This is a genomic window from Arthrobacter sp. Y3224055 (assembly GCF_059090825.1).
In genome coordinates, this window is the sequence record NZ_JBNHGB010000003.1 from 106,273 (window position 1) to 132,366 (window position 26,094).

The following is a 26,094-nucleotide window of genomic DNA, read 5'->3' on the forward strand; positions in this document are numbered from 1 at the left end:
CCATTATGGCACCGTTTGACGTCGTTTGATCCAACTGGACCCGTTGCTTCTGAAAAGTTTTCCCCAGATCCGGCCCGGGTGGCCGCGGCGGTTCCCTTTCCCCTGGGCCACGACCAGAATGGTGCCACCCGCGGCCTCGGGGCCGACTCTCGGAGCGCAGGCTGGCTGTCCCCTGGGGCGCGGGAATAAGGGGGGAAAATTCGTGAGCGCTGCCATCGCAGAAAAAACCGTCGCACAGCGGTTGAAACGCCCGTCGTGGAAAGATCCCCGGTTGCTGGTGGGGCTGCTGCTCGTGGCGGCTTCGGTGGCCGGAGTCGCAGCGCTGGTCAACAGCGCGGATAAGACCACCGGTGTCCTGGCGGCCAGGACGGACATCGCGGTGGGACAACCGATCTCCGCCGCCGACGTGGTCGTCGTCGACGTTCGGCTGGGCGAGGCGGGCAGCCTTTATCTGCCGGCAGCAACGGGGTTGCCGGCAGATGCCGTCGCCACCGCGCTGGTCCGGGGCGGTGAACTGCTGCCGGCTTCCGTGCTGGGCGCCGGCGACGACTTGGACCGGAAACCGATCGGCCTGAGTATCGAGAGCCCGTTGCCCGAGGAGGCCGGTCCCGGTTCCCGGGTCGATGTATGGGTGTCGCTGCCCGACGGACGCAACGGTTTCAAGGAGCCGGAGAGGCTGCTCGAGGCGGCCGAGGTGTCGCAGTTGACGCGCGCCACCACCGCTTTCGGCTCGTCCGGGGCGGAACGGCTGCACGTCCTGGTGGGGGATGACACCATGCCGGCGCTGCTGCATGCCCTCGCCAACGGGGCACGCATCAACGTGGTACTCAACCCGGCCGGTACTCCATGAGTCTGCCGGTCGTCACGCTGGGAACGGCGGCCGCCGACTTCGTGACCGGCCTGGAACGGCTCCATGGGCCTGTCACCGTGGTCCGGCGCTGCACCGACCTCGCGGAGTTGCTGGCGGCGGCGCAGTCCGGGCTGGCCCGGGCGGCCATCGTGGCGGGCCGGACGAGGGAGCTCGACGGCAGTGTGCTGGAGCGGCTGCACGGCGCCGAGGTGTCCGTGGTGGCGTTGACCGACGACGGCGGGGAACGCCTCCGGCTCGAAGCGCTCGGCATCCGCACGGGTGCCGCAACCGTTGAGCCCGTGGCCCTGGCAGCACTGGTGGCCGAGTCCGTCGCGCAGCTGCGCTCGCTGACGGCGGCCAAAGCGGCAGCAGGAGCCGCTGCGCCGGGAGGGGCGGCGCTGGCCGACCCCGCCCGGGCCCTGCGGCCGCACGACGCTGCAGTTAAACCGCCGGCACCTGCAGGGGCCAAGGGTGAACTCGTCGCGGTGTGGGGTCCGGCCGGGGCGCCGGGACGCACCACCGTGGCGGTCAACCTCGCCGCCGAATACGCCGCCGCCGGCCGGCGGACCTGCTGATGGATGCGGATACCTACGGGGCCAGCGTCGCCGCGTTCCTTGGCCTGCTCGATGAATCTGCCGCGCTTGCCCACGCCTGCCGGCTGGCGGACCAGGGCGTGCTGGACAGCCCGGCCCTGGAACGGGTCTGCCTGAAGGTAGCCGTGGCCGGAACCTCGATGCTGGTGCTGACCGGGATTACGAGGGTGGACCGGTGGACCGAGCTGAGGCCGTCGGCGCTCGGGGCGGTGCTGGACGTGGCGCGGGCGGTGGCGGAGACCGTCGTCGTGGATTGCGGTTTCTCGCTGGAACACGACGAGGAGCTGAGCTTTGACTCGATGGCGCCGCGGCGCAATGGTGCCACGTTGCGGGTGCTGGAGGCGGCGGACCGGGTGCTGGCCGTGGGCAGCGCGGATTCGGTGGGGCTGCCGCGGCTGGTCCGCGCGCTGGACGAACTGGCGCATGCCGTCCCCTCCGCCTCGGCCGAAGTGGTGCTCAACAAGGTTCGGGCGGCAGCCGTGGGAGCCCGGCCGGAAGCACAGTTGCGGGAGGCCTGGGAACGGTTCGTGCCGGCCGCCGGCGTCCCCGCCCTGCTGCCGTCCGATACCGCCGCAGCCGATGCCGCCCTGCTGGGCGGCTCGGTCCTGTTGGAATCCGCGCCGGGCTCTGCGCTGCGGCACGCCATCGCCGGGCTGGCCGGAAGCCGGCCGGCGCCGCCCAGGCGGGGAATCTGCCGTCGTGCCCGCTCAAAGTGAAGTTTTGAACGCGCCGCGTTAGGCTTGCCGAAGGACCGCAACGGCGCGGTTGGGACCCACCTATCGGAGGCGTTTTACATGTCGACTGGATCCAGCATGGCGGATCTGTCCAGCTCAGCTACCGGCGATGAGGAATTCATCGCTAAATACTATGAGCACCTGGCCGCGGAGGATGCCGCGAGCTACAGTCCGGATGTGCTCCGCGCCCGCGCGCTGGCGCACCGGGAGCTGGCGGTTCACCGGCCGCCGGCGCAGCCCGTGACCGCCATCCGGGACGAACCCGAGGCCAGCGTCGTCATGATCGTCACCGATGACATGCCGTTCCTGGTCGATTCGGTGACCGCGGAGCTGCTGCGCCACGGCATTGCCATCCGGATGATCACGCACCCCACCTTTGTAGCCACCCGGGCCCGGGACAGCCACGACCTCACCGGCGTGGAACAGGTGCCGGCCGCCGCCGGAGTCTCCAGCGGCGACACGGCGGCACTGCCGCAGCTGGGATCCTTTGAGACCGGCGGCGACCAGGTCCTGCGGATCGAATCCTGGATGGCCGTGGAGACCGGGCGGATCGAGCCGGACAAGGCCGCCGAGCTGATGTCCGGCCTCAAGAGCGTCCTGGCGGATGTCCGGGCATCGGTCGAGGACTGGCCGGCCATGCGCCGGCAGGTGCGGCAGGTTGCGGCGTCGCTGGATGCGGTCGTGGGAGCGGAGGAGATTCCCGACCTGCAGGAGGCCAAGGAGCTGCTTGAGTGGCTCGACGACGGGAATTTCACCTTCCTGGGCTACCGCGAATACGATCTCGTCACCCAGGACGGGGAAGACGTGCTCCTGGTCCGCGAGGACAGCGGCCTGGGCATGATGCGCCACATCGGCGACACGAAGCGGGTCCAGCACCTCACCGAAGAGGGCCGTGCCCGCGCCCGGGAAAAACGCGCGCTGGTGATTACCAAGGCGAACTCGCGGTCCACGGTGCACCGCGCGGCATACCTGGACTACATCGGCGTGAAGAGCTTCGATGCGCAGGGCAACGTCGACGGCGAGCGCCGCTTTATCGGCCTCTTCGCCACCAGCGCCTACAACCGTTCGGTGAAGAGCGTCCCGATTGCCCGGGAAAAGGTCGCGGCAGTGCTGCAGCACAGCGGCTTCCCGGCCGATTCGCACTCCGGCAAGGACCTGCTGTCGATCCTCGAAACGTACCCGCGGGACGAGTTGTTCCAGATGGACGTCGAGGAGCTGGCCGCGACCGCGATGGGCATCCTGCGGCTGCAGGAGCGGCGCCGGACCCGGCTGTTCCTGCGCACCGACGCCTACGGCAGGTTCGTGTCGGCCCTGGTGTTCCTGCCGCGCGACCGCTACACGACCGCCGTCCGGCTGCGGATCGAGCAGGAGCTGCGCAACACCTTCGACCCGCAGAGCATCGACTACGAGGCGCGGATGTCCGAATCCGCCCTGGCCAGGCTGTTCTTCCGCATCCGCCTCAAGCGTGCCTCCACGGTGCCGAAGGTCGACACGGCCGACCTTGAGCGCCGGCTTGCCCAGGCGTCCCGGTCCTGGTCGGAGGGCATCGAAGAGGTGCTGCGCGCCAATTTCGACGGCGAGGAGGCTGCCCGCCTCTCGGCGAACTGGAAGGACGCGTTCCCGCCCAGCTACCGGGTGGACTACGAGGTGGAAGACGCGCTCGAGGACATCGCCCGTTTCCGCAACTACGAGGGAGGCGACCCCGGCGCGGCCCCGGTGCTGCACGTCTACGTTCCCGAGGACAGCGCCGACGTCCTCGCCGCCGACGCCCGGCTGAAGCTGTACCTGCCGGAGGCCCGGTCGCTGAGCAACATCATGCCCGTGCTGCAGAACACCGGGCTGGAGGTACTGGACGAGCGCCCGTTCGAGATCAACACGGCGGACGGCGAAGACTACTTCCTGTACGACTTCGGCCTCCGGTATCCGGCGGGCGTCGACCCGATCGCCACCGGCGACCTGCTCGAGGAAGCCTTCGGCGCTGCCGTCACCGGACGCAGCGAGTCGGACGGCTTTGACCGGCTGGTCCTGGCCGAGGGCATCGGCTGGCGCCAGGTTGCGGTGCTGCGCGCGTACACCCGCTACCTGCGGCAGCTGGGCAACCTGGTCTCCTACGCCTTCGTCTCCGACACGCTGCTGGCCAACCCGGCAGTGGCCCGCGCCCTGCTGGCGGTGTTCAACGCCAGCTTCGATCCGGACCTGGAAGGCGACCGCGAGGCGGCGGTCGAGGCCGCCCGCTCCGAGCTCGCGGCGGGACTCGAAGCCGTGCCCACCCTTGACGCGGACCGGGTGCTGCGCTCGCTGGCCAACCTGATCGACGCGACGCTTCGCACCAACTACTTCCAGGACAAGCCCTACTTCAGCTTCAAACTCAGCCCGTCGCGGATCGAGGGTGCACCGTTCCCGCGGCCAAAATACGAAATCTGGGTCTACTCGCCGCGGGTGGAAGGCGTCCACCTTCGCTTCGGCGACGTGGCCCGCGGCGGACTGCGCTGGTCGGACCGGCGGGAGGACTTCCGCACCGAAATCCTGGGACTGGTCAAGGCGCAGACCGTCAAGAACGCGGTCATCGTGCCTACCGGCGCCAAGGGCGGCTTCTTCGCCAAACGGCTGCCCGACCCCGCCGTGGACCGCGCGGCCTGGATGGCGGAGGGGCAGGAAAGCTACCGCACCTTCATCCGCGGCCTGCTGGACATCACCGACAACCTGGTCCGGTCCGCAACCGGCCAGGACGTGGTGCCGCCCGAGCGGGTGGTCCGGCTGGACGGCGACGACACCTACCTGGTCGTCGCCGCGGACAAGGGGACCGCAAGCTTCTCCGACATCGCCAACGACATCTCGCTGGAATACGGCCACTGGCTCGGCGACGCCTTCGCGTCCGGAGGCTCGGTCGGCTACGACCACAAGGCGATGGGCATTACCGCCCGCGGCGCGTGGGAGTCGGTCAAGCGGCACTTCAGCGAACTCGGCGTCGACACCCAGACCGAGGACTTCACCGTCGTCGGCGTCGGGGACATGAGCGGCGACGTCTTCGGGAACGGGATGCTGCTTTCCGAGCACATCCGGCTGGTCGCGGCCTTCGACCACCGGCATATCTTCCTGGACCCGGATCCCGACGCCGCGGCCTCCTTCCAGGAGCGCCGGCGCCTGTTCGAGCTGCCCCGTTCCTCCTGGGCGGACTATGACGAGAAGCTGATCAGCGCCGGCGGCGGGGTCTACCCGCGGTCGGTGAAGTCGATCCCGTTGTCCGCGCAGGTGCGGGAAGTTCTCGGCCTCGATCCGCAGGTCACGAGCATGAGTCCGCCCGAACTGCTGCAGGCCATCCTGAAGGCGCCGGTGGACCTGCTGTACAACGGCGGCATCGGCACCTATGTGAAGGCGTCGACCGAGTCGAATGCCGAAGTCGGCGACAAGGCCAACGACGCCATCCGCGTCAACGGCGCGGACCTGCGGGTCAAGGTGATCGGCGAAGGCGGCAACCTGGGCATGACTCAGCGCGGCCGGATCGAAGCCGCCGGGAAGGGGATCATCCTCAACACCGATGCCATCGACAACTCCGCCGGCGTGGACTGCTCGGACTACGAAGTCAACATCAAGATCCTCGTGGACCAGATGGTCGCCGCCGGGAAACTGCCGGTAGCGGAGCGGGCCGACCTGCTGCATTCGATGACCGAGGAAGTCGGACGCCTGGTCATTCAGGACAACATCGACCAGAACGTCCTGCTGCTCAACGACCGCCAGCGGATCATCGAGTGGAGCCCGAGCTTCGAACGCCTGATGGACTGGCTGGAAAGCCACGCCGAACTGGACCGGCAACTCGAAGCGCTGCCTACCACCGAGGAGCTGCACGAACGGATCGCGGCCGGCCAGGGCCTGACCTCTCCGGAGCTGTCCGTGCTGGCGGCGTACTCGAAGATCGAGCTGACCCATGCGCTGACCGAGAGCAACCTGGCCGACGACCCGTACTTCGACGGCGTGCTGCGCGGTTATTTCCCGCACCAGCTGGTCGAGCGGTTCGGCGACGATATGGCGGGCCACCCGCTGCGCCGGGAAATCATCGCTACCGTCGTTGCCAACGACATGATCAACATGGGCGGCATCACCTTCGCCTTCCGTGTCATGGAGGAAACGTCCGTCTCCGAGGCGGACGTGGCGCGGGCGTTCGTGGCGCTGCGCGAGATCTACGAATTCGACAAGCTCGTGGAAGCGTTGAACGCGTTGCCGGCCAGCTTCCCCACGGATTTGTGGTGCATGGTGCATCTGGACATGCGCCGCCTGCTGGACCGGGCAGTGCGTTGGTATATCAACCATGTCGACAGCGGAACCCCGGTGGCAGAAGGCGTCGCGATGTTCAAGCCCCAAATGGACCCGTTGCGCAACAACCTGGCTCAGTACCTGCGCGGCGACGACCTGGTCCGCGTGCACGAATGGCTGGAAACGGCCGAAGAACGCGGGCTGCCCGCAGGGATCGCCCGGCAGTGGGCCGAGCAGTTCGAGAGCTTCGGTTTGCTCGACGTCGCCCGCATCGCCGGGCAGATCGACGAACCGGTCGAGTCCGTCGCACGCGTCTACTACGCGGTCTACGACCGGTTCGACGTCGACAACCTGCTCGAGCGGATCACGGCGCTGCCGCGGGAGGACCGCTGGCAGTCGCTCGCCCGTGCCGCCATGCGCGACGACCTGTACACGACGGTCACGGACATCACCGTGGCGGTCATGCAAAGCACCCCGGCAGGGGAGCAGGCCGAGGCCAGGCTCGACGAGTGGGAACGGGCCAACGCGGAGAACATCAAGCGCACCCGGGACATGTTCGAGGAAGTGAACAGGCTCGAGCAGGACGACATGGCGTCGCTGTCCGTGGCACTGCGACTGATGCGTTCGACAGTGCGGCGATAGCTTGGCGATCTTCACCGATCCCATCCGCGACTACGCGGACTTTCGTCCGGGTGACGCGGAGTGGCTCCACCTGCTGGTGGGCGACTGGCAGCTGATCGCCGACCTGGCGTTCGCCGACCTGGTCCTGTGGTTCCCGACGCCGGACGGGAGCTACGTGGCGCTGGCGCATGTGCGCCCGTCAACCACCCACACGGTGTTCCACCGGGACTTCGTGGGGGAGCGGATCCGTGAGGACCTCAAGCCGCTGGTGGACCAGGCACGCCGGTCGCAGGCGATCGAACGGTCGTCGGAGGCGGACTGGACCACGGAGATGGCCATGCGGGTCGAGGCGGTGCCCATGGTCCGCAACGGCCGGACGCTCGCCGTCGTGACGTCGCACATGGACCTGTCCAGCTCCAGAATGCCGTCGCGGCTGGAGCTGACCTACCGGCAGTGCGCCTACGATCTCTTGAAGATGGGAACGCTGGGACTGTGGCCGGACTTCGCCTCGCCGACCGGGTCGCGCCGCGGCGCGCCCCGGGTCGGCGACGGCCTGATCAGGCTGGACGCCGACGGGGTGGTGGAATACGCCAGCCCCAACGGGGTTTCTGCATTCCGGCGCCTCGGCGACGTCGAGTCCCTGGAGGGCCGCTCACTGGCCGAGGTGACGACGGCGCTGCTCAAGGACCGGCGGATGGTCGACGAAACCCTGCCGCTGGTGGTCACCGGCCGGATGCCCTGGCGCACGGAGATTGAATCCCGCGGCGTCTCGCTCTCGCTCCGGGCCATACCGCTGAGGAACGAACAGGAGCGTTTCGGCGCCCTGGTGCTGTGCCGGGACGTCTCCGAGCTGCGCCGGCGGGAGATGGAGCTGGTGTCGAAGGACGCCACCATTCGGGAGATCCACCACCGCGTGAAGAACAACCTCCAGACGGTCGCGGCGCTGCTGCGCATGCAGTCGCGCCGGATGGTCAGCGACGAAGCAAAGCAGGGGCTGGAACAGGCCATGCGCCGCGTCGCCTCGATCGCGCTGGTCCACGAAACGCTGTCCCAGGGCTTGGCGCAGAACGTGGACTTCGACGAACTGATCGGGCGTCAGTTCCGGCTCTCGGCGGAAGTAGCCTCGCCCACGCAGGCCGTCCGCACGGAGCGCAGCGGCGAGTTCGGGGAACTGCCCAGCGAGTTCGCCACCCCGCTGGCCCTGGTGATCAATGAACTGGTCACGAACGCCGTCGAGCACGGGCTGGCCGGGCGGCACGGCACCGTCCGGTTGACTGCCCGGCGGAGCCGGCGGGGCGAAGACGAATTGCTAACCGTCTCGGTCGAGGACGACGGCGTGGGCCTGCCCGAGGAACCGCGGCGGGAGGGCCTGGGCCTGCAGATTGTCCGCACCCTCGTCACCAGCGAATTAGGCGGCCGGATCGAATGGACCCCGCGCGACGGCGGGGGAACGTGTGTGCGGATTGACCTGGTGCTCAACACCAAAGGGGCCCGCTGAGCGCGGGCGGATCAGCCGACGCGAGAGGCCGCTGCCGAATCCGGCAGCGGCCTCTCGCCACACTGGGGGTACCGGGTCAGGAGGCCCGGCGGGCCCGGGCGGCACGGCGCTTCAGCGCCCGGCGCTCGTCCTCGCTCATGCCTCCCCACACGCCGGCGTCCTGGCCGGATTCGATGGCCCACTGCAGGCAGGTATCAATCACCGGGCAGCGCCGGCAGACGCTCTTGGCCTCTTCGATCTGCAGGAGTGCCGGCCCGGTGTTCCCCACGGGGAAAAACAGTTCCGGGTCCTTGTCCAGGCATGCCGCGCGGCTACGCCAATCCATGCTGATCACATACTCCTTTAAATGGTGTCCGGTGGTTTTTGTGAAAACATTCACGAACAGACTCATAGAAAAGGGAGCCCGACCGGCCCCCTCTGCGCTTCGCCATCAAGCGTTTCATGTTAAATCCGCGTAAACAAGAGGTCGTGCGGACTTAACCGGCCGTAATACCTGAGTCATTCGTCACAGGGTGATATGGTTCGGCTCCAAGCGGGAGCCGGTGCCCGGCGATCTGGAGCCGTTATTCCGACTATCTAAGGTAGGGTGCGAGTGTGTCAATGCCTGCACCCTCATCCTTCCCTGCCGCCCGTCCGATCGCCATCAAAATCGTAGCGGCGGCAGTGGTGCTGGAAGCACTGGTGCTCTTGGGCGGAGCGGCCCTGTTCGCGTACGGGCTGGCCACCCAAACCCCGATATCGCTGACCAGCAGCGTCTTCCTGCTGGTCCTGATGTTGGTCTTCGGCCTCTGGCTGCTCGTCGTCGGGCATTACCTGTTCCGCGGGTACCGCTGGACCCGCGCTGCTGCCCTGGTGTGGCAGATCTTCGTGGTTGTTGTGGCCATCTCTATGATCCAAGGCGGCCAACTGCTGCTGGGCCCGGTCCTGTTGGTGGCGGCCGCAGCCTCCTTCGTCCTGCTGCTGACCAAGCCCGTGACGGATTTCCTGGTCAAGGGCGCCGCACCCCGCGCCCTGTAGCCAGCGCCACCTGCAGCGGGACGGCCCGGCCGGCCTCGATCCGGTAGCCGCGTCCCGGCGGTCTCCACCCGTCGTTGAGCCGCACACCGAAGAAGTCCGCATCCGCGCCCGCCCGCGGCGCCAGGACCATGCCGCGCCCGCGTGCCCTGGCCTGCAGGACCAGCGGAACCTGCTGCGGCAGCAACGGCCCGGGGCGCGCGGCCACCACGGCCGATGCACCGGCGGCGATCAGGGCCGCGATGGCACCGTGGGCACGCGTGCCCAGGTCCTCGGCGTCGTCGACCAGCAGGACGGCGCCGCGCCCGACGGCCGCGCGGCCGGCCCAGAAGTCGTCGGCGTCTCTGCCGTGCGGCGGTGCGCAACAGGTCCTCAGTCCCTCCAGCGCCCGCTGCAGCACGACCATCAGGTTGGTCTTCCCGCTGCCATCGGGCCCCAGCACCAGGTACACCTCGCCGGCGGCCAGCGGCAGCGTGGAGGGCCCCAGCTCGTCGCCCTCGACGCCGATCACCGGTAGCCCGCGGGCCGCGCGGGGCAGCGTGGCCGCGGGAAGGGTCAGCGGCAGCGCTTCGACCCGAAAGGGACGGGCGCGGGCCGCGGCCGGCGGCGGGCAGCCGGTTGGATCGGTGACCAGCTGGCAGGCCCCGCCGTCGCCGCCGAAACGGCCCTGCACAAAAGCCCTGCCGGACACCGCGTTCATGGGAGGAAGGCGGGGCCAGCCCAACAAGGTTTCGGGACCGGCACCGGTCGGAAGGTAAAGCCGGTTGGCCATGAGCGGCAGGAAGCGGCTGCCGGACAGCTCTCGGTCTCCGGACACAACCAGGACGACCCCCGTGGCCTGGCCGTCGCGGGCCAGATCCTGCAGGCAGTCTTCTGCCCAGCCGAGCCGGCCGGCCCGGAAGCCACCGAGCCAGCGGCCCCACCCGCTGACCAGCAGGGCCAGCGGAACGACGGCTGCCGGATCGGGCGGACCCCCGGCCGAGGCCAGGCTGCCGAGCCGGGCGGAAACCTCGTTGGCCAGGCGCCGCAGCACCCTTGCCGCCCGTTCGCTGTCCTGGGGGCCGACGTAGGCGCCGGTCCGGCCGGCGTCCGCGGCGAAGCCGAGCGAACCGTCACCGTCCAGCACGTAGCAGTGGCGTTCCACCGGTCCGCCCAGGAGCTGCGTCGCCAGGACCCGCAAAAACTCCCGGTGTCCTCCGCCCCCTACCCCGAGAACTGCCAGGTGGCCGTCGTGCTCCGGTTGCCAGCGCAGCGGCACCTGCCGTTGCCGCGACGGCATGTCCAGCAGGCCGATCGGGATGCTGCCCCCGTCCTGGGGCGCGGCGGCGGGGACCGGGCTCCCGCCGCCGTCGTCGCCGCCGGGAGAGCGGGCGGGAGCGGACGGCCCGGGCCCCGCGAGGTCGGCGGCGGCCAGGCTCAGCGGCAGGGCGGGCGGCAACCGCCGGGCCTCCGGCAGGCCGAGGTCACGGGAGGCTGCCGCTGCCTCGGCCACCAGCCGCTCCACCACTCCGGTGCCCTCCGGCGCTGCCGCTGCCGGTGGTTCTGCCGCCAGCCATTCGTCCACGGTCCGGAAGAGCGGGAAGTGTCCGGCGGCCGGCAGGGTGCTGCAGGCGGACTGGAAGGGCACCGCATCCTGCGTGCCGACGCGCAGGTAGGCCCTGCCCCTCGCGGTCACCGGAATGTCGGCGGCCACGGGCGAATCCAGCAGGTCGCGGGACTCGACCGTGTTCTGCGTCCGCAGCACGATCATGGTGGTGATATTCGCGCGGATGTCCGAGGAGACGGCACCCTGCGGCCGTTGCGTGGCCAGCACCAGGTGGATGCCCAAGGCGCGGCCCACGGTGGCCACGCGCATCAGCTCGGGAAGCGCCTGCGGCGCGTCCTCGCCCAGCATCCGGAATTCGTCGACGACGACGACGAGCCGCGGCAGCGTGCCGGGCGTGCAGGCCGCGATGTCCCCGATGCCGCGGGCTGCCAGCAGGGCTTCGCGGCGGCGTACCTCCGCCTGCAGCCAGGCCAGCGATCGGCCGACTGCCTCCAGCGTCAGGTCCGTGAGCAGGCCGGCGCAGTGCGGCAGCCGTGCGAGCGGGCCGAGCCCGGAACCGCCCTTGAAGTCGATCAGCAGGAAATTCACCGTGTTGGGGGACCTGGTCAGGGCCAGCGAGAGGACAAGGCTCCGCAGCAGTTCGGACTTGCCGGAGCCGGTGGTGCCGGCGACCAGCAGGTGCGGCCCGTGGACGGCCAGGTCGAGCGCCAGCGGCCCGGCGGCGCCGGCACCCGGCAGGGCGGTGAGGCCGGGATGGCGGTCCCCGCGGGACCAGCGTTCGGCCAGCGGCTCCCGCGGCAGCATCGACTGCAGGCGGCAGCGCGGCGGCACCGAACCGGTGGCCGGCAGCGTCTCGGAGGGCATGGCCGCGGCGGCCAGCCGGGCAAGGCGGTCCAACGTGGGGGCCTGCACCAGATCCGCCGAGAACACGACGTCTCCGCCGTCTGCGCTCAGGCGGGAGGCCTGTCCGGCCACGATGATCCGGGTCCCGGCGTCGGCCGGACCGCCGAACCAGAGCTGCGCGGCCGGCCGTCCGGAATTCGCCAGGACCCGGGCCGCCTCGCCGCCGCGTCCGGCGACCAGGAGCACGAGGGTGCCGCCGCCGGTGGCGAGCCGCTCCGCCAGTTGTCCGGGCCGGTCCGCCAGCTCCACGCCGGGAAGGAACCGCGCCGACGCGCGAACGGACTCCGGCAACGCGTAGCAGACAACGCGCAGGGCGGTTCCCGCCGCCCGTGCGGCCAACTGCAGCAGGGCCGAACGCAGCAGACCGTCCAGCCCGAAAGGTGTTCCCTGGATCCGCAGCGGGGGCCCGGCGAGCAGGTCCACGCACAGCGGAGCATCCCTCGGCGGCGGGGGCGGGACCACCGGCGCCGACGCCGAACCGATGTGTGCCGGCAGGCCGGCCGTCCCCAGCCGCAGCCACACGTGCGCCGGGCGGTCCGGAGGGCCGGGGTCCCCGGCAGGACGCCGGGCCCCCGTCCCGGCCCGCAGCAGGGACACGGCCAGATCCGCGGCACCCGGGGCCGCCAGACGCCGCCGCCGCGCATCGGTTTCCGCCGCCGCGTGCACCGCGGCCCGGTAGCGGCGGCGCTGCCGGCGCCCGGCGGCGTAGGGCACGGCGGCGGCCAGCAGGGACATGGCGCTGAAGACCAGGAAGAACCACAGGCCCGTCAGCAGGGCCAGCGCGAGCCCGGCGAGCAACGGAAGCCCGGCCAGCAGCAACGCCGTTTTGGCCCGTTGCTCCGGAGGCTTTTCAGCCACGGGCACCGGATCGGCCAGGTCCGTGTCCGGCCGGAACGGATCGTCCGGTTCGCTGCCCACGACCAGTTGCAGCCGGGTGGCACCGATCCGCACGCTGCGGCCCGCCTGCAGCACGACCTGCCGGGTGAGCCTGCCCCGCCAGAAAATGCCGTTGGACGACCCGGCGTCGCGCAGCATCACCTGGCGGTCGGTGACGTCCACGGTGGCGTGCAGCCTCGAGAGCGCCGGATCCGCGATGGTCAGCGTGCAGGCATGGCGGCCGACGCTGAAGCTGCCGCGCCCGAGGGTGAACAACCGGCCGGCGTCGGGGCCGGCGGTGACGGCCAGCAGCAGCGGCGGCAGCGCGGGCGGTTCCCGGCACGGCACCGCCACCGCGTCCGGGGCGCAGACGACGACGGCGCCATCGACCAGCGGGGACACGCCGGCGGCGAGGGAGGACAGCCTCCGTCCGGCCACCGTGAAGGCCGCCCCGGGCAGGCGCCCGCCCAGCCAGGCAGCCAACGGCGCGGCGCTGCTTCCCGACTCCAGCCCCGCGACGGCATCGGCATGCGCCGCGACCCAGGCCGCCGCGGTGGCCGGAAGGCCGGGGGCCGCCACCAGCGTCAGATGAAGGACCATGACAAGGAACCTAGGCAGAAGGGCGCGCTATTTTCCTGTTCGGCTTCCGGTATGTGGATAACCTGCGGTACCGGAGGCTGACGCGAACAAGCGATACCCTTGACTCTGGGCCGAAGGGCCGACACACCGACACAACGAGAAAAGGCCTTTGCTCTTGAAGATCGCTGTCATTGCTCTGGGAAAGATCGGGTTGCCGCTGGCCGCCCAGTTCGCCTCGAAGGGGCACGAGGTCGTCGGCGTGGACGTCAACCCCGCCGTGGTCGATCTGGTCAACGCGGGCAGCGAGCCGTTCCCGGGAGAGGCGGGGCTCCAGGACAGGTTGGCCGAGCTGGTGCCGGCGGGCAGGCTGCGGGCGACCACCGACTATGCGGACGCGGTGCCGGGAGCAGACGCCGTGGTGCTGGTGGTGCCCCTGTTCGTGGACGCGGAGGCCAAGCCCGACTTCGGCTGGATGGATGCCGCCACGCAGGAGCTGGCCAGGCACCTGACGCCGGGCACGCTGGTCTCCTACGAGACCACGCTGCCGGTGGGCACCACCCGGACCCGGTGGAAGCCGATGCTCGAGGCCGGCTCCGGCCTGGTCGAGGGCGAGGACTTTCACGTGGTCTTTTCCCCGGAGCGGGTGCTGACCGGGCGGGTGTTCGAGGACCTGCGGAAGTATCCCAAGCTCATCGGCGGGCTCTCCGGGGCCGGTGCCGTGGCGGCGCAGGAGTTTTACGAGGCGGTGCTGGACTTCGACGACCGCCCGGACCTGCCGCGCGGCAACGGCGTCTGGGACCTGGGCTCGGCCGAGGCCTCCGAGCTGGCCAAGCTCGCCGAGACCACCTACCGGGACGTGAACATCGGGTTGGCGAACCAGTTCGCCCGCTATGCCGCGACCGCCGGGATCGACATCTACCAGGTGATCGAGGCGTCCAACTCCCAGCCCTACAGCCATATCCACCAGCCCGGCATCGCCGTCGGCGGGCACTGCATCCCGGTCTACCCGCGGCTGTACCTCTGGAACGATCCGTCGGCCACGGTGGTGGCTGCGGCCCGGGCCGCGAACGCGGGCATGCCGGACTACACGATCGGCCTGCTGGAGGGCGCGTACGGCGACCTGGCCGGCGCGCGCGTGGCCGTGCTGGGCGCTGCCTACCGCGGCGGCGTGAAGGAGACGGCGTTCTCCGGGGTGTTCGGCGCCGTGGAGGCGATCAACGCGCGGGGCGGCACCGCCGTCGTGCATGATCCGATGTTCAGCGACGCCGAGCTCGCCGCCTTGGGCTTCACGCCCTACCGGCTGGGCGAGCCGGCCGACGCCGCGGTGGTGCAGGCCGACCACGCCGAATATGCGCAGCTGGGACCGGACGACCTTCCCGGCGTGAAGGTGTTCGTCGACGGCCGGCGGGTCAGCTCGGCCGAACGGTGGCCGGGCGTGGCGTACCGGGTGATCGGCAAGGCATGAGGGCCGGAGCGTAGAGGCAATGGATGGTGGAGCAGCGGTCGCGAGCGGAAAGAGGGAACCCATGGCGTTCATCGCCGATTCGGCGGACGTCGCCGACGCCGCCCGGCTGGGCAAGGGCACGAAGATCTGGCACTTGGCGCAGGTCCGCGAGGGCGCCGTGCTGGGAGAGAACTGCATCGTGGGCCGGGGCGCCTACATCGGCACCGGGGTGCAGGCCGGGGACAACTGCAAGATCCAGAACTATGCGCTGGTGTACGAGCCGGCGCGGCTCGGCCGCGGCGTGTTCATCGGACCGGCGGTCGTGCTGACCAACGACACCTACCCGCGGGCGGTCGCCCCGGACGGGTCGCTGAAGAGCGCCGACGACTGGACGCCGGTGGGCGTGGACATCCGCGACGGCGCGTCGATCGGCGCGCGGGCGGTCTGCGTGGCCCCGGTGACCATCGGCGCCTGGGCCACCGTGGCGGCAGGCTCCGTGGTCACCCGCGACGTGCCCGACTTCGCCCTCGTGGCCGGTGTTCCGGCCAGGCGGATCGGCTGGGTGGGCCGGGCCGGACAGCGGCTGGTCCAGGACCCGGCGGACCCGTCGGGCTGGGTGTGCCCGGCGACCGGCGCCCGGTACCGGGAGGACGAGGGCATGTTGCACGAAGTTTCGGACGAAACCGGAGGAGAGCAGCTGTGAGCAAGGACTTCATACCGGCGGCCAAGCCGATCATCGGAGACGAGGAACGGGCCGCGGTGGACGCCGTGCTGGCCTCCGGGATGCTCGCCCAGGGGTCGGAGGTCGCCGCCTTCGAGCGGGAGTTCTCGCAGGTGCTGCTGGACGGCCGGCACGCGGTGGCGGTCAATTCCGGGACGTCGGGCCTGCACCTGGGCCTGCTGGCCGCCGGTATCGGCCCGGGTGACGAGGTCATCGTCCCGTCCTTCACGTTCGCGGCCACCGCGAACTCGGTGGCCCTGACCGGCGCCACTCCGGTGTTCGCCGACATCGAGCCGGAGCACTACTGCCTGGACCCGGACGCGGTCGCCGCCGCCATTACGCCGCGGACCAAGGCCGTCATGCCGGTGCACCTGTACGGCCACCCGGCCGACATGGACGGGCTGGGCAGGCTCGCCGCGGAAAAGTCGCTGCTGCTCTTCGAGGACGCCGCGCAGGCCCACGGGGCGTCGCTGGGCGGCCGGCCGGTGGGCACGTTCGGCGAGTTCGCGATGTTCAGCCTGTACCCGACCAAGAACATGACCTCCGGCGAGGGCGGCATGGTGTCCACCGGCAGCGACGACGTGGCGCGCCGGCTGCAGCTGCTGCGCAACCAGGGCATGGAACGCCAATACGAAAACGAACTGGTCGGCTTCAACGCCCGGATGACCAACCTGCACGCCGCGATCGGCCGCGTGCAGCTGGGCAAGGTCCTCGGCTGGACCGAACGGCGCCGGGCCAACGCCGCGTTCCTGGACGCGAACCTGGACGGTGTGGGCACGCCGAAGGTGGCAGCCGGGGCGGTCCACGTGTACCACCAGTACACCGTGCGGATCGGCGCGGGGGAGCGCGACCGGTTCGCCGCGGCGCTGAAGGACGAATACAACATCGGGTCCGGGGTCTACTACCCGATCCCGAACCACAGGCTGCCCTCCTTCAACGTTGCCGCGGACCTGCCGGCGACCGAAGCCGCGGCCGCTGAGGTGCTCTCGCTGCCGGTGCATCCCTCCCTCGACGCCGAGGACCTGGACCGGATCGCCACGGCGGTCAACGCCCTCGCGAAGGCAGGGGCGTGAGCATGGCGGGTAAGAACGTGCTGCGCGCCGGGCTGATCGGCCTGGGCATGATGGGCCGCCACCACGCCCGGGTGCTCCGCGAAACCGAGGGCGTGGAACTGGTGGCCGTGGCCGACGCGTACGGCGACCCGCACGGCGCGGCGCCCGGCCTGCCCGTCTTCGGCGGCGTCGAGGAGCTGATCGGGGCCGGGATCGACATCGCCATGTGCGCGGTGCCCACCGGCCTGCACGTGGAAGTCGGAATGGCCCTGGCCGAGGCCGGCATCCACACCATGGTGGAAAAGCCGATCGCGGACACCGTCGCGGGCGGCGAGAAGCTGGCGGACGCGTTCGAATCCCGCGGGCTGGTCGGCGCCGTCGGGCACATCGAACGCTACAACCCGGCGCTGCAGTCGCTGCGCGCGCGGCTGGAAGCCGGCGAACTCGGCCGGATCTTCCAGATCGCCACCCGCCGGCAGGGCCCCTTCCCGGCGCGGATCGCGGACGTCGGCGTGATCAAGGACCTGGGCACGCACGACATCGACCTCACCGCCTGGCTGGCACAGGCCGGCTACGCATCCGTCAGCGCCAACACCACCATCCGCACCGGCCGAGAGCACGAGGACATGGTGGCGGCCACCGGCCTGCTGGACAACGGCGTGATCACCAGCCATCTGGTGAACTGGCTGTCGCCGACGAAGGAACGCGTCACGGTGGTCACCGGAGAACGCGGCGCCTTCGTGGCCGACACGCTGACCGCCGACCTGACCTTCCACGAAAACGGCACCATCAACACCGAGTGGGAGTCCGTGGCCAATTTCCGCGGCGTCTCCGAAGGCAACATCACCCGCCTGGCCATCCCCAAGCGCGAGCCGCTGAAGGTCGAACACGAGGCCTTCCGCGACGCCGTGCTCGCCACCCGCGGCCTGCCGCCGGGTTCCCCGGCTGCCCGGCACGACGGCGGTGCCCGCCCCGGCCGCCTGGCGGCCAGCATCGTCACCATGCGGGAAGGGCTGAACACGCTGCGCGTGGCCGAAGCCATGATCGCCAGCGCGAAGGAATCCCGCACCATCGGGCTGCACGCCTGATGGGCCTGCGGATCGTGCTGGCCACCCGGATCTACGCGCCGGAGGCCGGCGCCGCCGCCTACCGGCTGGCCGCCACCGTGCGGGCCCTGACCGAGGCCGGCCACCAGGTCACCGTGCTCACCACCCGGCCCCCCAAGGGACTCCGTGCCGCGACGGGGACCAGCGGCGACGACGCCAAGATCCTCCGCTGGCCCGTGCTGCGGGACGCCAGCGGCGCCGTGCGGGGCTATCTGCAGTACGCCAGCTTCGACATCCCGCTGTTCTTCCGCCTGCTGGCGCAGAAACCCTTCGACGTGCTGCTCGTCGAGCCGCCGCCGACCACCGGCGTGGTGGTCCGGGCCGCGGCCGCGCTGCGGCGCCGTCCCTACGTGTACTTTTCCGCCGACGTCAGCTCCGATGCGGCGGCCGGAATCGGAGTGCACCCGCAGGTGGTCAAGGTGCTGCGGGCAGTGGAACGCTGGGTGGTGACCGGCGCAGCCGGCGTCCTGAGCATTTCGACCGGCGTGACCCAGGCGCTGGTGCGGCTGACCTCCGGACGCGCCAGGGTGGCCGAGGTGGGCACCGGCATCGACACCGGCACCTTCAGCCTGCACGGGCCCCGGGACGAGCACCCCGGCCCCACCTTCGTCTACGCCGGAACCATGTCCGAAATCCAGGGCGCCGGCGTGTTCGTGGACGGGTTCCACAAGATCATGGACCGGTACCCTCACGCGCGGCTGCTGATGTACGGCGGCGGCGTGGAGCTGGAGGAGCTGCGCCGGCGGGCGGCACCGGCGGGGGAGCGCATCCGCTTCATGGGAACGGCCGACGGCGGCACGATCGCCGGCGCGCTGCGCTCCGCTACCGCGGGGCTGGCCTCCGTGCGGCCGGCCCGCGGCTATGACTTCGCCTTTGCCACCAAGGCCTTCGTCTCGCTGAGCTGCGGCACGCCCGTGGTCTACGCCGGCGTCGGCCCGCTGCGGCAGCTGGTGGCCGACCACGGGCTGGGCCAGAGCGTGGACTGGGACGCCGGCCAGGTGGCCGAGGCCCTGGCCGCGGCGCTGGAACGGACCCCGGACGACGCCGAGCGCCGCCGGCTGTCCGACTGGGTCGAGCGGAACTACTCGCTGCGCAGCGTGGGGGCCCGCGCCGCCGAGGCCATCGCGGGTGCCGCGAAAGACTTCCGACCGCGCTGACGCCGGCTCCGGCAGCGCGTCGGCAGGGTCGCGGGAGTGCCTCCGGTGGTGGCGCGCTCAGGGGGTCCGCAGCCCCGAAAGGATTCCTTCGGCGACGGCCTCGATCAGGGCGTCAGCAGGGCCGCGAGGATGCCCCTGGTGACGGCCTCGTCCTCGGCCGAGCTGAGCGCCGCGGCGGCTCCGTGGGCGTTGGCCTTGTACTTGTCCACCTGTTCCGTGGTCAGCGACGCCAGCGCCCGGGCCAGCGACTCGGTGCTGAAGTCCTCGGTCACCACGCCCAGGTCGTAGGCCTTCATCAGCGCCGCGGTCTCCGGGGACGGGCTGAACACCAGCGCCAGCCGCGCCTGGACGAAATCAAAGAACTTGTTCGGCAACATGAACCGGTGGTTCATCGTCTGCGGCGGAAGGGAAAAGACCCCGACGTCATAGGCATTGAGCGTTGCCGGCAGATCTTCCGGCGGCACCGCGTCGTGGAAGGTGATGCGTTCGTCGCCGTCGGCCAGGTCCTTGAGCTGCTGCCAGTAGCGCCCGCCGTCGCGCGCCTTGATCAGGTACAGATCCAGCGTGAAGCGGTCATCGAGCAGCTTTACGGCGTTGATGGTGCCTTCCAGGTTGCGTCCGGGTACCGCGGCGCCGCTGTGGACCAGCCGGATCTTCCCCGGCACGGGGGCCGACGGGTCCAGATATCGGAACGGCCCCGCGTTACGGACCACTTCCACCGTGCAGCCGAACTGATCAGCATACATCCGGGCGATCGATCCGTTAACGGCGGTGACCGCGGCGCTGATCGGCAGGTACTTGGCGCAGAGCCTGTGCATATACGGCGCGACCAGCAGCCGCCAGGGCAGTACATGGGAGCGTTCCTCCGGCGCCCACTCGTGCATGTCTCCCCACACCGGTGCCCCCTGAGCCACGGCGTGGGCCAGGGGCAGGGCGCGCGCCTCATTCGCCACGACCAGGTCGAAGCGGCGTCCCGCCACCAGTTCGCGGGCCTGCCTGATGGCGGGGGCAGCCAGCTCCACCGCAGAATACAGGCGCAGCGCCAACAGCAGCACACCCAGCGGCGTCTGCGGCAGCGAGGGCAACGACGCGTCGATTTCGAGGTGGTGGGTGGCTCCGGGGGGACGCTTGCCGTAGCTGAGCGTGGTGACCTCACCGGCTTCGGCCAACAGCTTGACTTGCCGCAGCACCCGGGAATCGGCCTGGATATCCGAGAACGAGATACACAGGATCTGCTGGGCCACCACTGCTCCTTGTCGCTGACGCCGGGCGAATGCCGGACACTGAAAGATTACCGTCCGGGAATCGGTCCGCCGCGGCGCGACGGTGCACCGGGCGCGCCGGACCGCGGCGCGAGGGGAGGATGCGGGCCCGGGCTGCAGGCCTCCGGCCCAGGGCAGCCGGGCTCATGGCAGCCCTGCGGACCCCGGGCCGCGGCAGGGGCCCGGGCGGGGCCCGGAGCCCCGGGTGGCGTTCAGGACGCCGGGCTAGGATGGCGATAAGCCGCACCGAGCCGGCTGCAGCCCACCAAGATCCGGGAGCCCCGTGAAGATCGCCATCACCAAGAGCACGTTGCGGATTCCGCCAACGTACTTCGCCACGGCGCACGCCGAGCGGCTGAAGGACAGGCACGACTTCCGTGTCTTCACGCTGGTGGCCGAGATCGAGGATTCGTCCGTCACGATCCCGGTGACGGACTTCGTCCCGGTGCCGCGGCTGGGCTTCCGGCGCCGCGAGCTCATGATGCCCGCTTTCATGCCGGCCATGACCGTGGCAGTGGGCCGGTTTGAACCGGACATCATCCATCAGCACTTCGCCACCTGGTCGACGCCCGCCGTCAAGGCCTCCATGGTGTCCGGGACGCCGCTCATCACCACCATGCATGGCTCCGACATGGTCTCGCTGGGGAATCCTGCGGACACAGTGATGGCCCGGTGGCACCACCGGAACGTCCTGGCCGCGGCGGCGCACAGCACCCGCATCCTGGTGGTCAGCAACTACATGGCCGGCCGCGCAGCGGAGCTGGACCTGGACACCGCGAAAATCCAAGTGCATTACCAGGGCGTCGATACCGACTATTTCGAGCCGGTCCGCTACGAGGCCGATGAAGTGCCGGTGGTGCTCTTCGTCGGCCGGCTGAACACGCAAAAGGGCATCCGGGATCTGTTGGACGCCTCCCTGGCCGTCTGGCGCAAGGCCCGGCACCGGCTGGTGGTGATCGGGGACGGGCCCTTGCGGGACACCGTCGCCGAGCAGGCCGCCAGCCATCCGCACATCGACTACCTGGGCCGCCAGGACAGGAGCGCGATCCGCTCCTGGCTGCAGCGGGCGCATGTCCTGGTGGCACCCAGCCAGGAAGCCGGCGGCGCCCGGGAGGCGGCCGGACTGGTGCTGCTGGAAGCCCAGGCGTGCGGCACTCCCGTGCTGGCGTACCGCAGCGGGGGCATTCCCGAAATGATGGACGACGGCGTCACCGGCCTGCTGGCACCGGAAGCCGAGTACAACCAGCTGCAGGACGGGTTGCAGCAATTGCTGCAGCTGGGCAGCGCGGAGTACCTGGCCATGCGCCGCGACGCGCGCAAGTTCGTGGTGGATCAGCGGAGCCTGGCGGGCAGCGTGCGGGAGCTGGACGGCCACTATCGCGACGTGGCAGCCCAGCCGCCGGCCGCCGGATGGCAGGGCCCGCCGCCGCCGGAACAGCCGTGACCATTCCCTGTGTGGAATACTAGGCGGGTGAGTCGCTGCTGGGTCGTCGTGCCGATGTACAACGAGGCCACCGTCGTCGGTTCAGTCATTCAGGAGCTGCTCGAAACCTTTCCCCACGTGGTCTGCGTGGACGATGGCAGCACCGACGATTCAGCCGCCCTGGCCCGCAAGGCCGGCGCCGTCGTCGTTGCCCACCCGGTGAACCTGGGCCAAGGCGCCGCCCTGCAGACCGGAATCGAATATGCCGTGCAGGATCCGCAGCTGGACGCGGTCATCACCTTCGATGCGGACGGCCAGCACCGGGTCCAGGACGCCGCGGCGATGCTGGCGCGGATCAGGGCCGGCGAAGCGGACGTGGTGCTCGGTTCCCGCTTCCTCGACGGGCGGGGCGAGGTCTCGGCGCTCAAGCGCCTGGTCCTGCGCACGGCGGCCATCCAGTCCCGGATTTCCACCGGCTACCGCCTGACCGATGCCCACAACGGGCTGCGTGCCATCTCCGCCGACCTGGCCCGGAAGATCCACCTGACCCAAAACCGGATGGCACACGCCTCCGAACTGGTCCACCAGTTCGCCGCCCTCGATGCCCGGGTCGTGGAACAACCGGTACACATCGTCTACACGGAATATTCCAAGTCCAAGGGGCAGTCCCTGCTCAACGGCATCAACATCCTCGCTGACCTCTTCTTCCGGTGAACCCATGCTCATAGTCGTCCAAATCGTCCTGGTCCTGGCCGTCGCCCTCGGCGCGCTGGCGCTGATGCGCGGCGGCCAGAACGCCCGGCACCAGGCCGTGCGCCGCATCCTGCTGATGCTCTTCGCGGTCCTGGCCGCGCTGTCCGTGTTCTTCCCGGGCATCCTGACCGCCGTGGCGAATGCGCTGGGCATCGGCCGCGGCACCGACCTGGTGCTGTACGGGCTGATCGTGTGCTTCCTGATCTACATGGCCAGCTCATTCCAGCGCACCCGGCAACTCGAGGAGCGGATCACCAAGCTGGCCCGGCGCATCGCGCTGGACGAGGTGCCCAAGCCGGATGACGTGGCCGGACCGAGCGACGCGGCACCCCCGGGAAGCGGGACATGAGCGTGCCGGAGAACCTTGGCCGCCACGACAGCGGTCCGGAAGCCGAGATCGTGATCGCCGTCCATACCGCTGACCGGCCCGTCCGCCGCGCCGTGGACTCGGTCCTGGCCGCAGCGCCCGGCCGCGTCGGCGCCACGGTGGTGTGCCACAACATGGACCCGAATCCCGTGCGCGGGCAGTTGGCCGGCCTGCCCGAGACCGTCCGGGTGCTGGAACTGGCCGACGGGATACCGTCCCCGGCCGGGCCGTTCAACCACGGGCTGGGCCAGGCCCGGGCAGAATTTGTCGGCATCATGGGATCCGACGACACGCTGGAGCCCGGCTCGGTGTCCGCCTGGCTGGACGCCGCGCACGCCACCGGCGCGGTCGCCGTCGTCGCACCCCTCCGCTACCGCGGCGGCGCACGCGTCCTCACGCCCCGCGCCCGGGTGATCAGGGGCCCGCTGGTGGATCCGCTCCGCGACCGCCTGGCCTACCGGACGGCACCCCTGGGACTGATCCGGCGCGAGGCGGTCGGCCGGTTGGGCCTGCGGCTGACCGAAGGGCTGCGCACCGGGGAGGACCTGGAATTCGGCCTGCGCCTGTGGTTCTCCGGTGAAAAGATCGCCTACCCGGCCCACGCCCCGGCGTACCTGGTGGGACAGGACGCGGACGAACGCGTCACCGCCGCGGTGCTGCCGCTGCGCGCCCAGTTCCAGGACGTCGAGTCGCTGGTGTCCGGGGACTGGTTCCAGTCGCTGCCCGCCGCCCGGCGCGAGGCCATCGCGGTGAAGCTGCTGCGCGGCCACGTCATCAGCGCCGCGCTGCGCCGCGGCGCGGGCTTCGCGTGGGGAGCCGAGGACCGGGAGGCGATGTCCGCCGTCGTCCGCTCCCTGACCAACGCCGCGCCCGGGGCGCCGCGCCTGCTGGGCGCCCCGGACGAACGGCTGCTGCTGGCCCTGCGCGATGCGGCCTCCGCCGCGGACCTTGCCTCGGAGATACGACGGCGGGAGGCCGCCGGCGCGCTGCGGCGCACCTTCACCCGGAGCTGGCCGGACAACGCCCGGCGCGAAGCCCCGCTGCGGACCAACCTGAACTCGCTCGCGTTCACCGCCGCCTGCCGGTTGCGCAATACGCGGCTGCGCGATGCCCGGCTGCCGGCAGGCCCGGCCGCCGCGGCGGGACGCCCTGCCGGGGCCAGCGGCTTCTCCGCCGCCCCGGAATCCGCCAGCCCCGACGTAAGGCAGCCCCGTGACTGATTCCCGCTCCCTGCTGGTCCTCTCGCTCTCGCCGCTGCGCAGCGACCCGCGGGTGCTCAAGCAGATCACCCTGTTCAAGGATAAGTACCGGGTCTTCACCTGCGGCTACGGCCCCGCGCCGGACGGCGTCGCCGGGCACTTCGAGCTGGACACCGCGCTGGCCAGCTGGCCGCGCGATCCCCGGCGGCTCGCCCTGCGCCGCTACGTGGACGTGTATTGGAACATCGCCGCTGTCGCGCAGGCCCGGAAGCTGCTGGGAGGCCGGCGCTTCGACGCGGTCCTGGCCAACGACACCAACACCGTCCCGCTGGCGCTGAGCCTGCGACCCGACCACGGCGTCCACGCCGACCTGCACGAGTTCGCGCCGAAAGAGCACTTCAACAAGCCGGCCTGGCGGGCGCTGGTCGCCCCCTACGTCCGCTGGCTCTGCCGCACCTACCTGCCGGCCGTGCGCTCGGTGACCACGGTGGCCGAGGGCATCGCCGAGCAGTACACCAAAGACTTCGGGGTCGCCGCCTCCGTGGTCACCAACGCCGCCCCCTACGCGGACCGGCAGCCGCGGGCCACCGGCGCGAAGATCCGGATGATCTACAGCTCCGCCGGACAGCGCTACCGCAAGATCGAAGACATCATGGAGGCCATGCGCGGCGCGCCCGAGCACCTGGAGCTGGACCTGATCGTGATGCCCAACGAGCCGGCCTACGTGGCCGAGCTCAAGGCCCTCGGCGAGGAACTGCCGCGGGTGCGGTTCCGCGAGCCGGTCCCGTATGACCGGCTGGTGGACACCGTGGCCGAATACGACGTCGCCATCTCCATCATCCCGCCCACCAACTTCAACCTGGCCCACGCCCTGCCGAACAAGTTCTTCGAGGCGGTACAGGCCCGCACCGGGTTGATCATCGGGCCCTCGCCCGCCATGGAGACGCTGCTGCGCCGGCACGGGCTGGGCGCCGTCACCGCCGACTTCACGCCCGCGGCCCTGGTGGAGGTGCTGAAGACCCTGACGCCGCAGCTGGTGGACGGGTGGAAGGCCAACGCGCACGCCGCCGCCCGTGAGTTGTCCTCCGAGCACCAGATCAAGGGCTGGGAGCAGGCCGTGGACCGTCTGTTCGCCCGGCAGGAGGCCTGAGCGGTGGCGGCAGAACAGCGCGTCCTGCACATCTACGACGCCGCCGACGTCGGGGCCACCCTGGTCAAGTACGGTCGGCGGGCGGGGCGTCCGTGGCGGCACTTCAACGTCATCCCGCCGGAAGGCGCGGCGTCGTCGGCCGCGGGCCGGGCGGGGAAGCTGGCCGCCGGTGCCGTGTGGCAGGCCCGGCGGGCGGCCGCTATTCTGCGGTCGGACCTGCTGCACGTGCACTCCGGGTCGCGGATCGGCGTGGTGCGGTCCCGCCCGGTCAAGCCCTTCGTGCTGCATTTCCACGGCACGGACATCCGCAGCCAGTACTACGATCCCGTCCGCCGGCCCGCGCTGCAGTGGGGCGCCGACCATGCGGTGAAGGTGCTGTACTCCACCCCGGACCTGCGCGAACACGCGGAAACGGCCCGCCCCGACGCCGTGTACCTGCCGAACCCGGTCGACCTGGAGGAACTGCCCGAGTGGCGGCCGGCCGAGCGGCCGCGGATCGTTTTCGCTTCCCGCTGGGATGACTCCAAGGGCGGCCGGCGGCAGCTGGAGCTGGTGCGTGCCCTGCAGATTGCCGCCGGCAGCCAGGTGGAACTGCAGGGGCTGGAGTGGGGCGGCGGCGCATCCCGGGCGGCGGAGCTCGGCGTCGTGATGGTGCCGAAGATGCCCAAGCCCGGGTACTTGCGCTGGCTCGCGTCGGCGCACGTGGTGATCGGCCAGAGTGCCGGCATCCTGGCCATGAGCGAGCTGCAGGCCATCGGCATCGGGGTTCCCGTGGTGATGCAGCCGGGGGAGGGGTACTACCGGTCGCCTCCCGTGCTGCAGGGGGAGTCGGCCGACGCGCTCGCGGCTGCGGCCGCGGCGGCGCTGGGGAACCCGTCCCGCACCTCCGCGGCCCTGGGCGGCCGCACCTGGCTCCGGGAACACCACGACCCGGCACGCCTGGTGCAGCGGCTGGCAAGACTCTACGCCGAGGCCGCAGCCGGATAGACCGGCCG

20 protein-coding genes are annotated in these 26,094 nt (G+C 70.7%); 17 read left to right on the forward strand and 3 right to left on the reverse strand.

Going from position 1 to position 26,094, the window contains the following annotated elements; genetic code table 11:
* Positions 1–202: 202 nt before the first annotated feature.
* The 5 genes from AC5RTY_RS08670 (at position 203) to AC5RTY_RS08690 (ending at position 8,547) form a co-directional block, all read left to right on the forward strand.
* Positions 203–850: a hypothetical protein gene (locus AC5RTY_RS08670; protein WP_494000214.1), complete on the forward strand. Its 648-nt coding sequence runs from the start codon at positions 203–205 to the stop codon at positions 848–850.
* Positions 847–1,425 (forward strand): CpaE/TadZ family protein, encoded by a 579-nt coding sequence (locus AC5RTY_RS08675; RefSeq protein ID WP_494139372.1) that lies wholly within the window; start codon positions 847–849, stop codon positions 1,423–1,425. Before AC5RTY_RS08670 ends, AC5RTY_RS08675 begins: the two co-directional genes overlap by 4 nt.
* Entirely contained in the window at positions 1,425–2,159 is a 735-nt protein-coding gene (locus AC5RTY_RS08680; RefSeq protein WP_494139373.1) for a MinD/ParA family ATP-binding protein, read from the forward strand. Before AC5RTY_RS08675 ends, AC5RTY_RS08680 begins: the two co-directional genes overlap by 1 nt.
* 78 nt (positions 2,160–2,237) lie before the next feature.
* Positions 2,238–7,070, forward strand: coding sequence for an NAD-glutamate dehydrogenase (locus AC5RTY_RS08685; protein WP_494049704.1), 4,833 nt, complete (start codon positions 2,238–2,240; stop codon positions 7,068–7,070).
* A gap of 1 nt (position 7,071) precedes the next feature.
* Positions 7,072–8,547, forward strand: coding sequence for a sensor histidine kinase (locus AC5RTY_RS08690; RefSeq protein WP_494139374.1), 1,476 nt, complete (start codon positions 7,072–7,074; stop codon positions 8,545–8,547).
* A gap of 76 nt (positions 8,548–8,623) precedes the next feature.
* On the opposite strand, the gene AC5RTY_RS08695 is transcribed toward AC5RTY_RS08690, so the two are convergent.
* On the reverse strand, positions 8,624–8,872 hold the full coding sequence (locus tag AC5RTY_RS08695; RefSeq protein WP_086994524.1) for a WhiB family transcriptional regulator: 249 nt from the start codon (positions 8,870–8,872) through the stop codon (positions 8,624–8,626).
* A gap of 275 nt (positions 8,873–9,147) precedes the next feature.
* On the opposite strand from AC5RTY_RS08695, the gene AC5RTY_RS08700 reads away from it, so the two are divergent.
* Positions 9,148–9,564: a hypothetical protein gene (locus tag AC5RTY_RS08700; protein ID WP_494000210.1), complete on the forward strand. Its 417-nt coding sequence runs from the start codon at positions 9,148–9,150 to the stop codon at positions 9,562–9,564.
* On the opposite strand, the gene AC5RTY_RS08705 is transcribed toward AC5RTY_RS08700, so the two are convergent.
* A complete protein-coding gene (locus AC5RTY_RS08705) occupies positions 9,536–13,486 on the reverse strand; it encodes an FtsK/SpoIIIE domain-containing protein (protein ID WP_494139375.1) in 3,951 nt (1,316 codons plus the stop codon). The genes AC5RTY_RS08700 and AC5RTY_RS08705 overlap by 29 nt on opposite strands.
* Positions 13,487–13,640: 154 nt before the next feature.
* On the opposite strand from AC5RTY_RS08705, the gene AC5RTY_RS08710 reads away from it, so the two are divergent.
* The 5 genes from AC5RTY_RS08710 (at position 13,641) to AC5RTY_RS08730 (ending at position 18,945) form a co-directional block, all read left to right on the forward strand.
* Positions 13,641–14,930 (forward strand): nucleotide sugar dehydrogenase, encoded by a 1,290-nt coding sequence (locus AC5RTY_RS08710; protein ID WP_494139376.1) that lies wholly within the window; start codon positions 13,641–13,643, stop codon positions 14,928–14,930.
* Between the two features lie 61 nt (positions 14,931–14,991).
* Positions 14,992–15,612, forward strand: a complete 621-nt coding sequence (locus AC5RTY_RS08715) for an acyltransferase (protein WP_494139377.1) — start codon at positions 14,992–14,994, stop codon at positions 15,610–15,612.
* Positions 15,609–16,703: a DegT/DnrJ/EryC1/StrS family aminotransferase gene (locus tag AC5RTY_RS08720; RefSeq protein ID WP_494139378.1), complete on the forward strand. Its 1,095-nt coding sequence runs from the start codon at positions 15,609–15,611 to the stop codon at positions 16,701–16,703. The genes AC5RTY_RS08715 and AC5RTY_RS08720 overlap by 4 nt, the downstream gene beginning before the upstream one ends.
* A 2-nt stretch (positions 16,704–16,705) precedes the next feature.
* Complete coding sequence (locus AC5RTY_RS08725) at positions 16,706–17,770, forward strand: Gfo/Idh/MocA family protein (RefSeq protein WP_494139488.1); 1,065 nt, start codon at positions 16,706–16,708, stop codon at positions 17,768–17,770.
* Positions 17,770–18,945 carry a glycosyltransferase gene (locus AC5RTY_RS08730; protein ID WP_494139379.1) on the forward strand — a complete coding sequence of 392 codons (1,176 nt, stop codon included), beginning with the start codon at positions 17,770–17,772 and terminating at the stop codon, positions 18,943–18,945. The genes AC5RTY_RS08725 and AC5RTY_RS08730 overlap by 1 nt, the downstream gene beginning before the upstream one ends.
* A 104-nt stretch (positions 18,946–19,049) precedes the next feature.
* Here AC5RTY_RS08730 and AC5RTY_RS08735 read toward each other — a convergent pair whose 3' ends face one another.
* Positions 19,050–20,189 carry a glycosyltransferase gene (locus tag AC5RTY_RS08735; protein WP_494139380.1) on the reverse strand — a complete coding sequence of 380 codons (1,140 nt, stop codon included), beginning with the start codon at positions 20,187–20,189 and terminating at the stop codon, positions 19,050–19,052.
* 301 nt (positions 20,190–20,490) lie between these two features.
* Between AC5RTY_RS08735 and AC5RTY_RS08740 the strand changes: the two genes are divergently transcribed.
* From AC5RTY_RS08740 to AC5RTY_RS08765, 6 genes are read left to right on the forward strand one after another with little or no spacing between them, the layout of a single operon-like run.
* Positions 20,491–21,651, forward strand: a complete 1,161-nt coding sequence (locus tag AC5RTY_RS08740) for a glycosyltransferase (RefSeq protein ID WP_494110018.1) — start codon at positions 20,491–20,493, stop codon at positions 21,649–21,651.
* Between the two features lie 27 nt (positions 21,652–21,678).
* The gene (locus tag AC5RTY_RS08745) at positions 21,679–22,344 is read left to right on the forward strand and encodes a glycosyltransferase family 2 protein (protein ID WP_494110017.1); all 666 of its coding nucleotides are present in this window, start codon (positions 21,679–21,681) and stop codon (positions 22,342–22,344) included.
* A 4-nt stretch (positions 22,345–22,348) separates the two neighbouring features.
* Entirely contained in the window at positions 22,349–22,732 is a 384-nt protein-coding gene (locus AC5RTY_RS08750; RefSeq protein WP_493979108.1) for a DUF2304 domain-containing protein, read from the forward strand.
* Positions 22,729–23,970 carry a glycosyltransferase gene (locus AC5RTY_RS08755; RefSeq protein ID WP_494139381.1) on the forward strand — a complete coding sequence of 414 codons (1,242 nt, stop codon included), beginning with the start codon at positions 22,729–22,731 and terminating at the stop codon, positions 23,968–23,970. Before AC5RTY_RS08750 ends, AC5RTY_RS08755 begins: the two co-directional genes overlap by 4 nt.
* On the forward strand, positions 23,963–25,099 hold the full coding sequence (locus AC5RTY_RS08760; RefSeq protein ID WP_494139382.1) for a glycosyltransferase: 1,137 nt from the start codon (positions 23,963–23,965) through the stop codon (positions 25,097–25,099). Before AC5RTY_RS08755 ends, AC5RTY_RS08760 begins: the two co-directional genes overlap by 8 nt.
* A 3-nt stretch (positions 25,100–25,102) precedes the next feature.
* The gene (locus tag AC5RTY_RS08765) at positions 25,103–26,086 is read left to right on the forward strand and encodes a glycosyltransferase family protein (protein WP_494139383.1); all 984 of its coding nucleotides are present in this window, start codon (positions 25,103–25,105) and stop codon (positions 26,084–26,086) included.
* Positions 26,087–26,094: the final 8 nt, after the last annotated feature.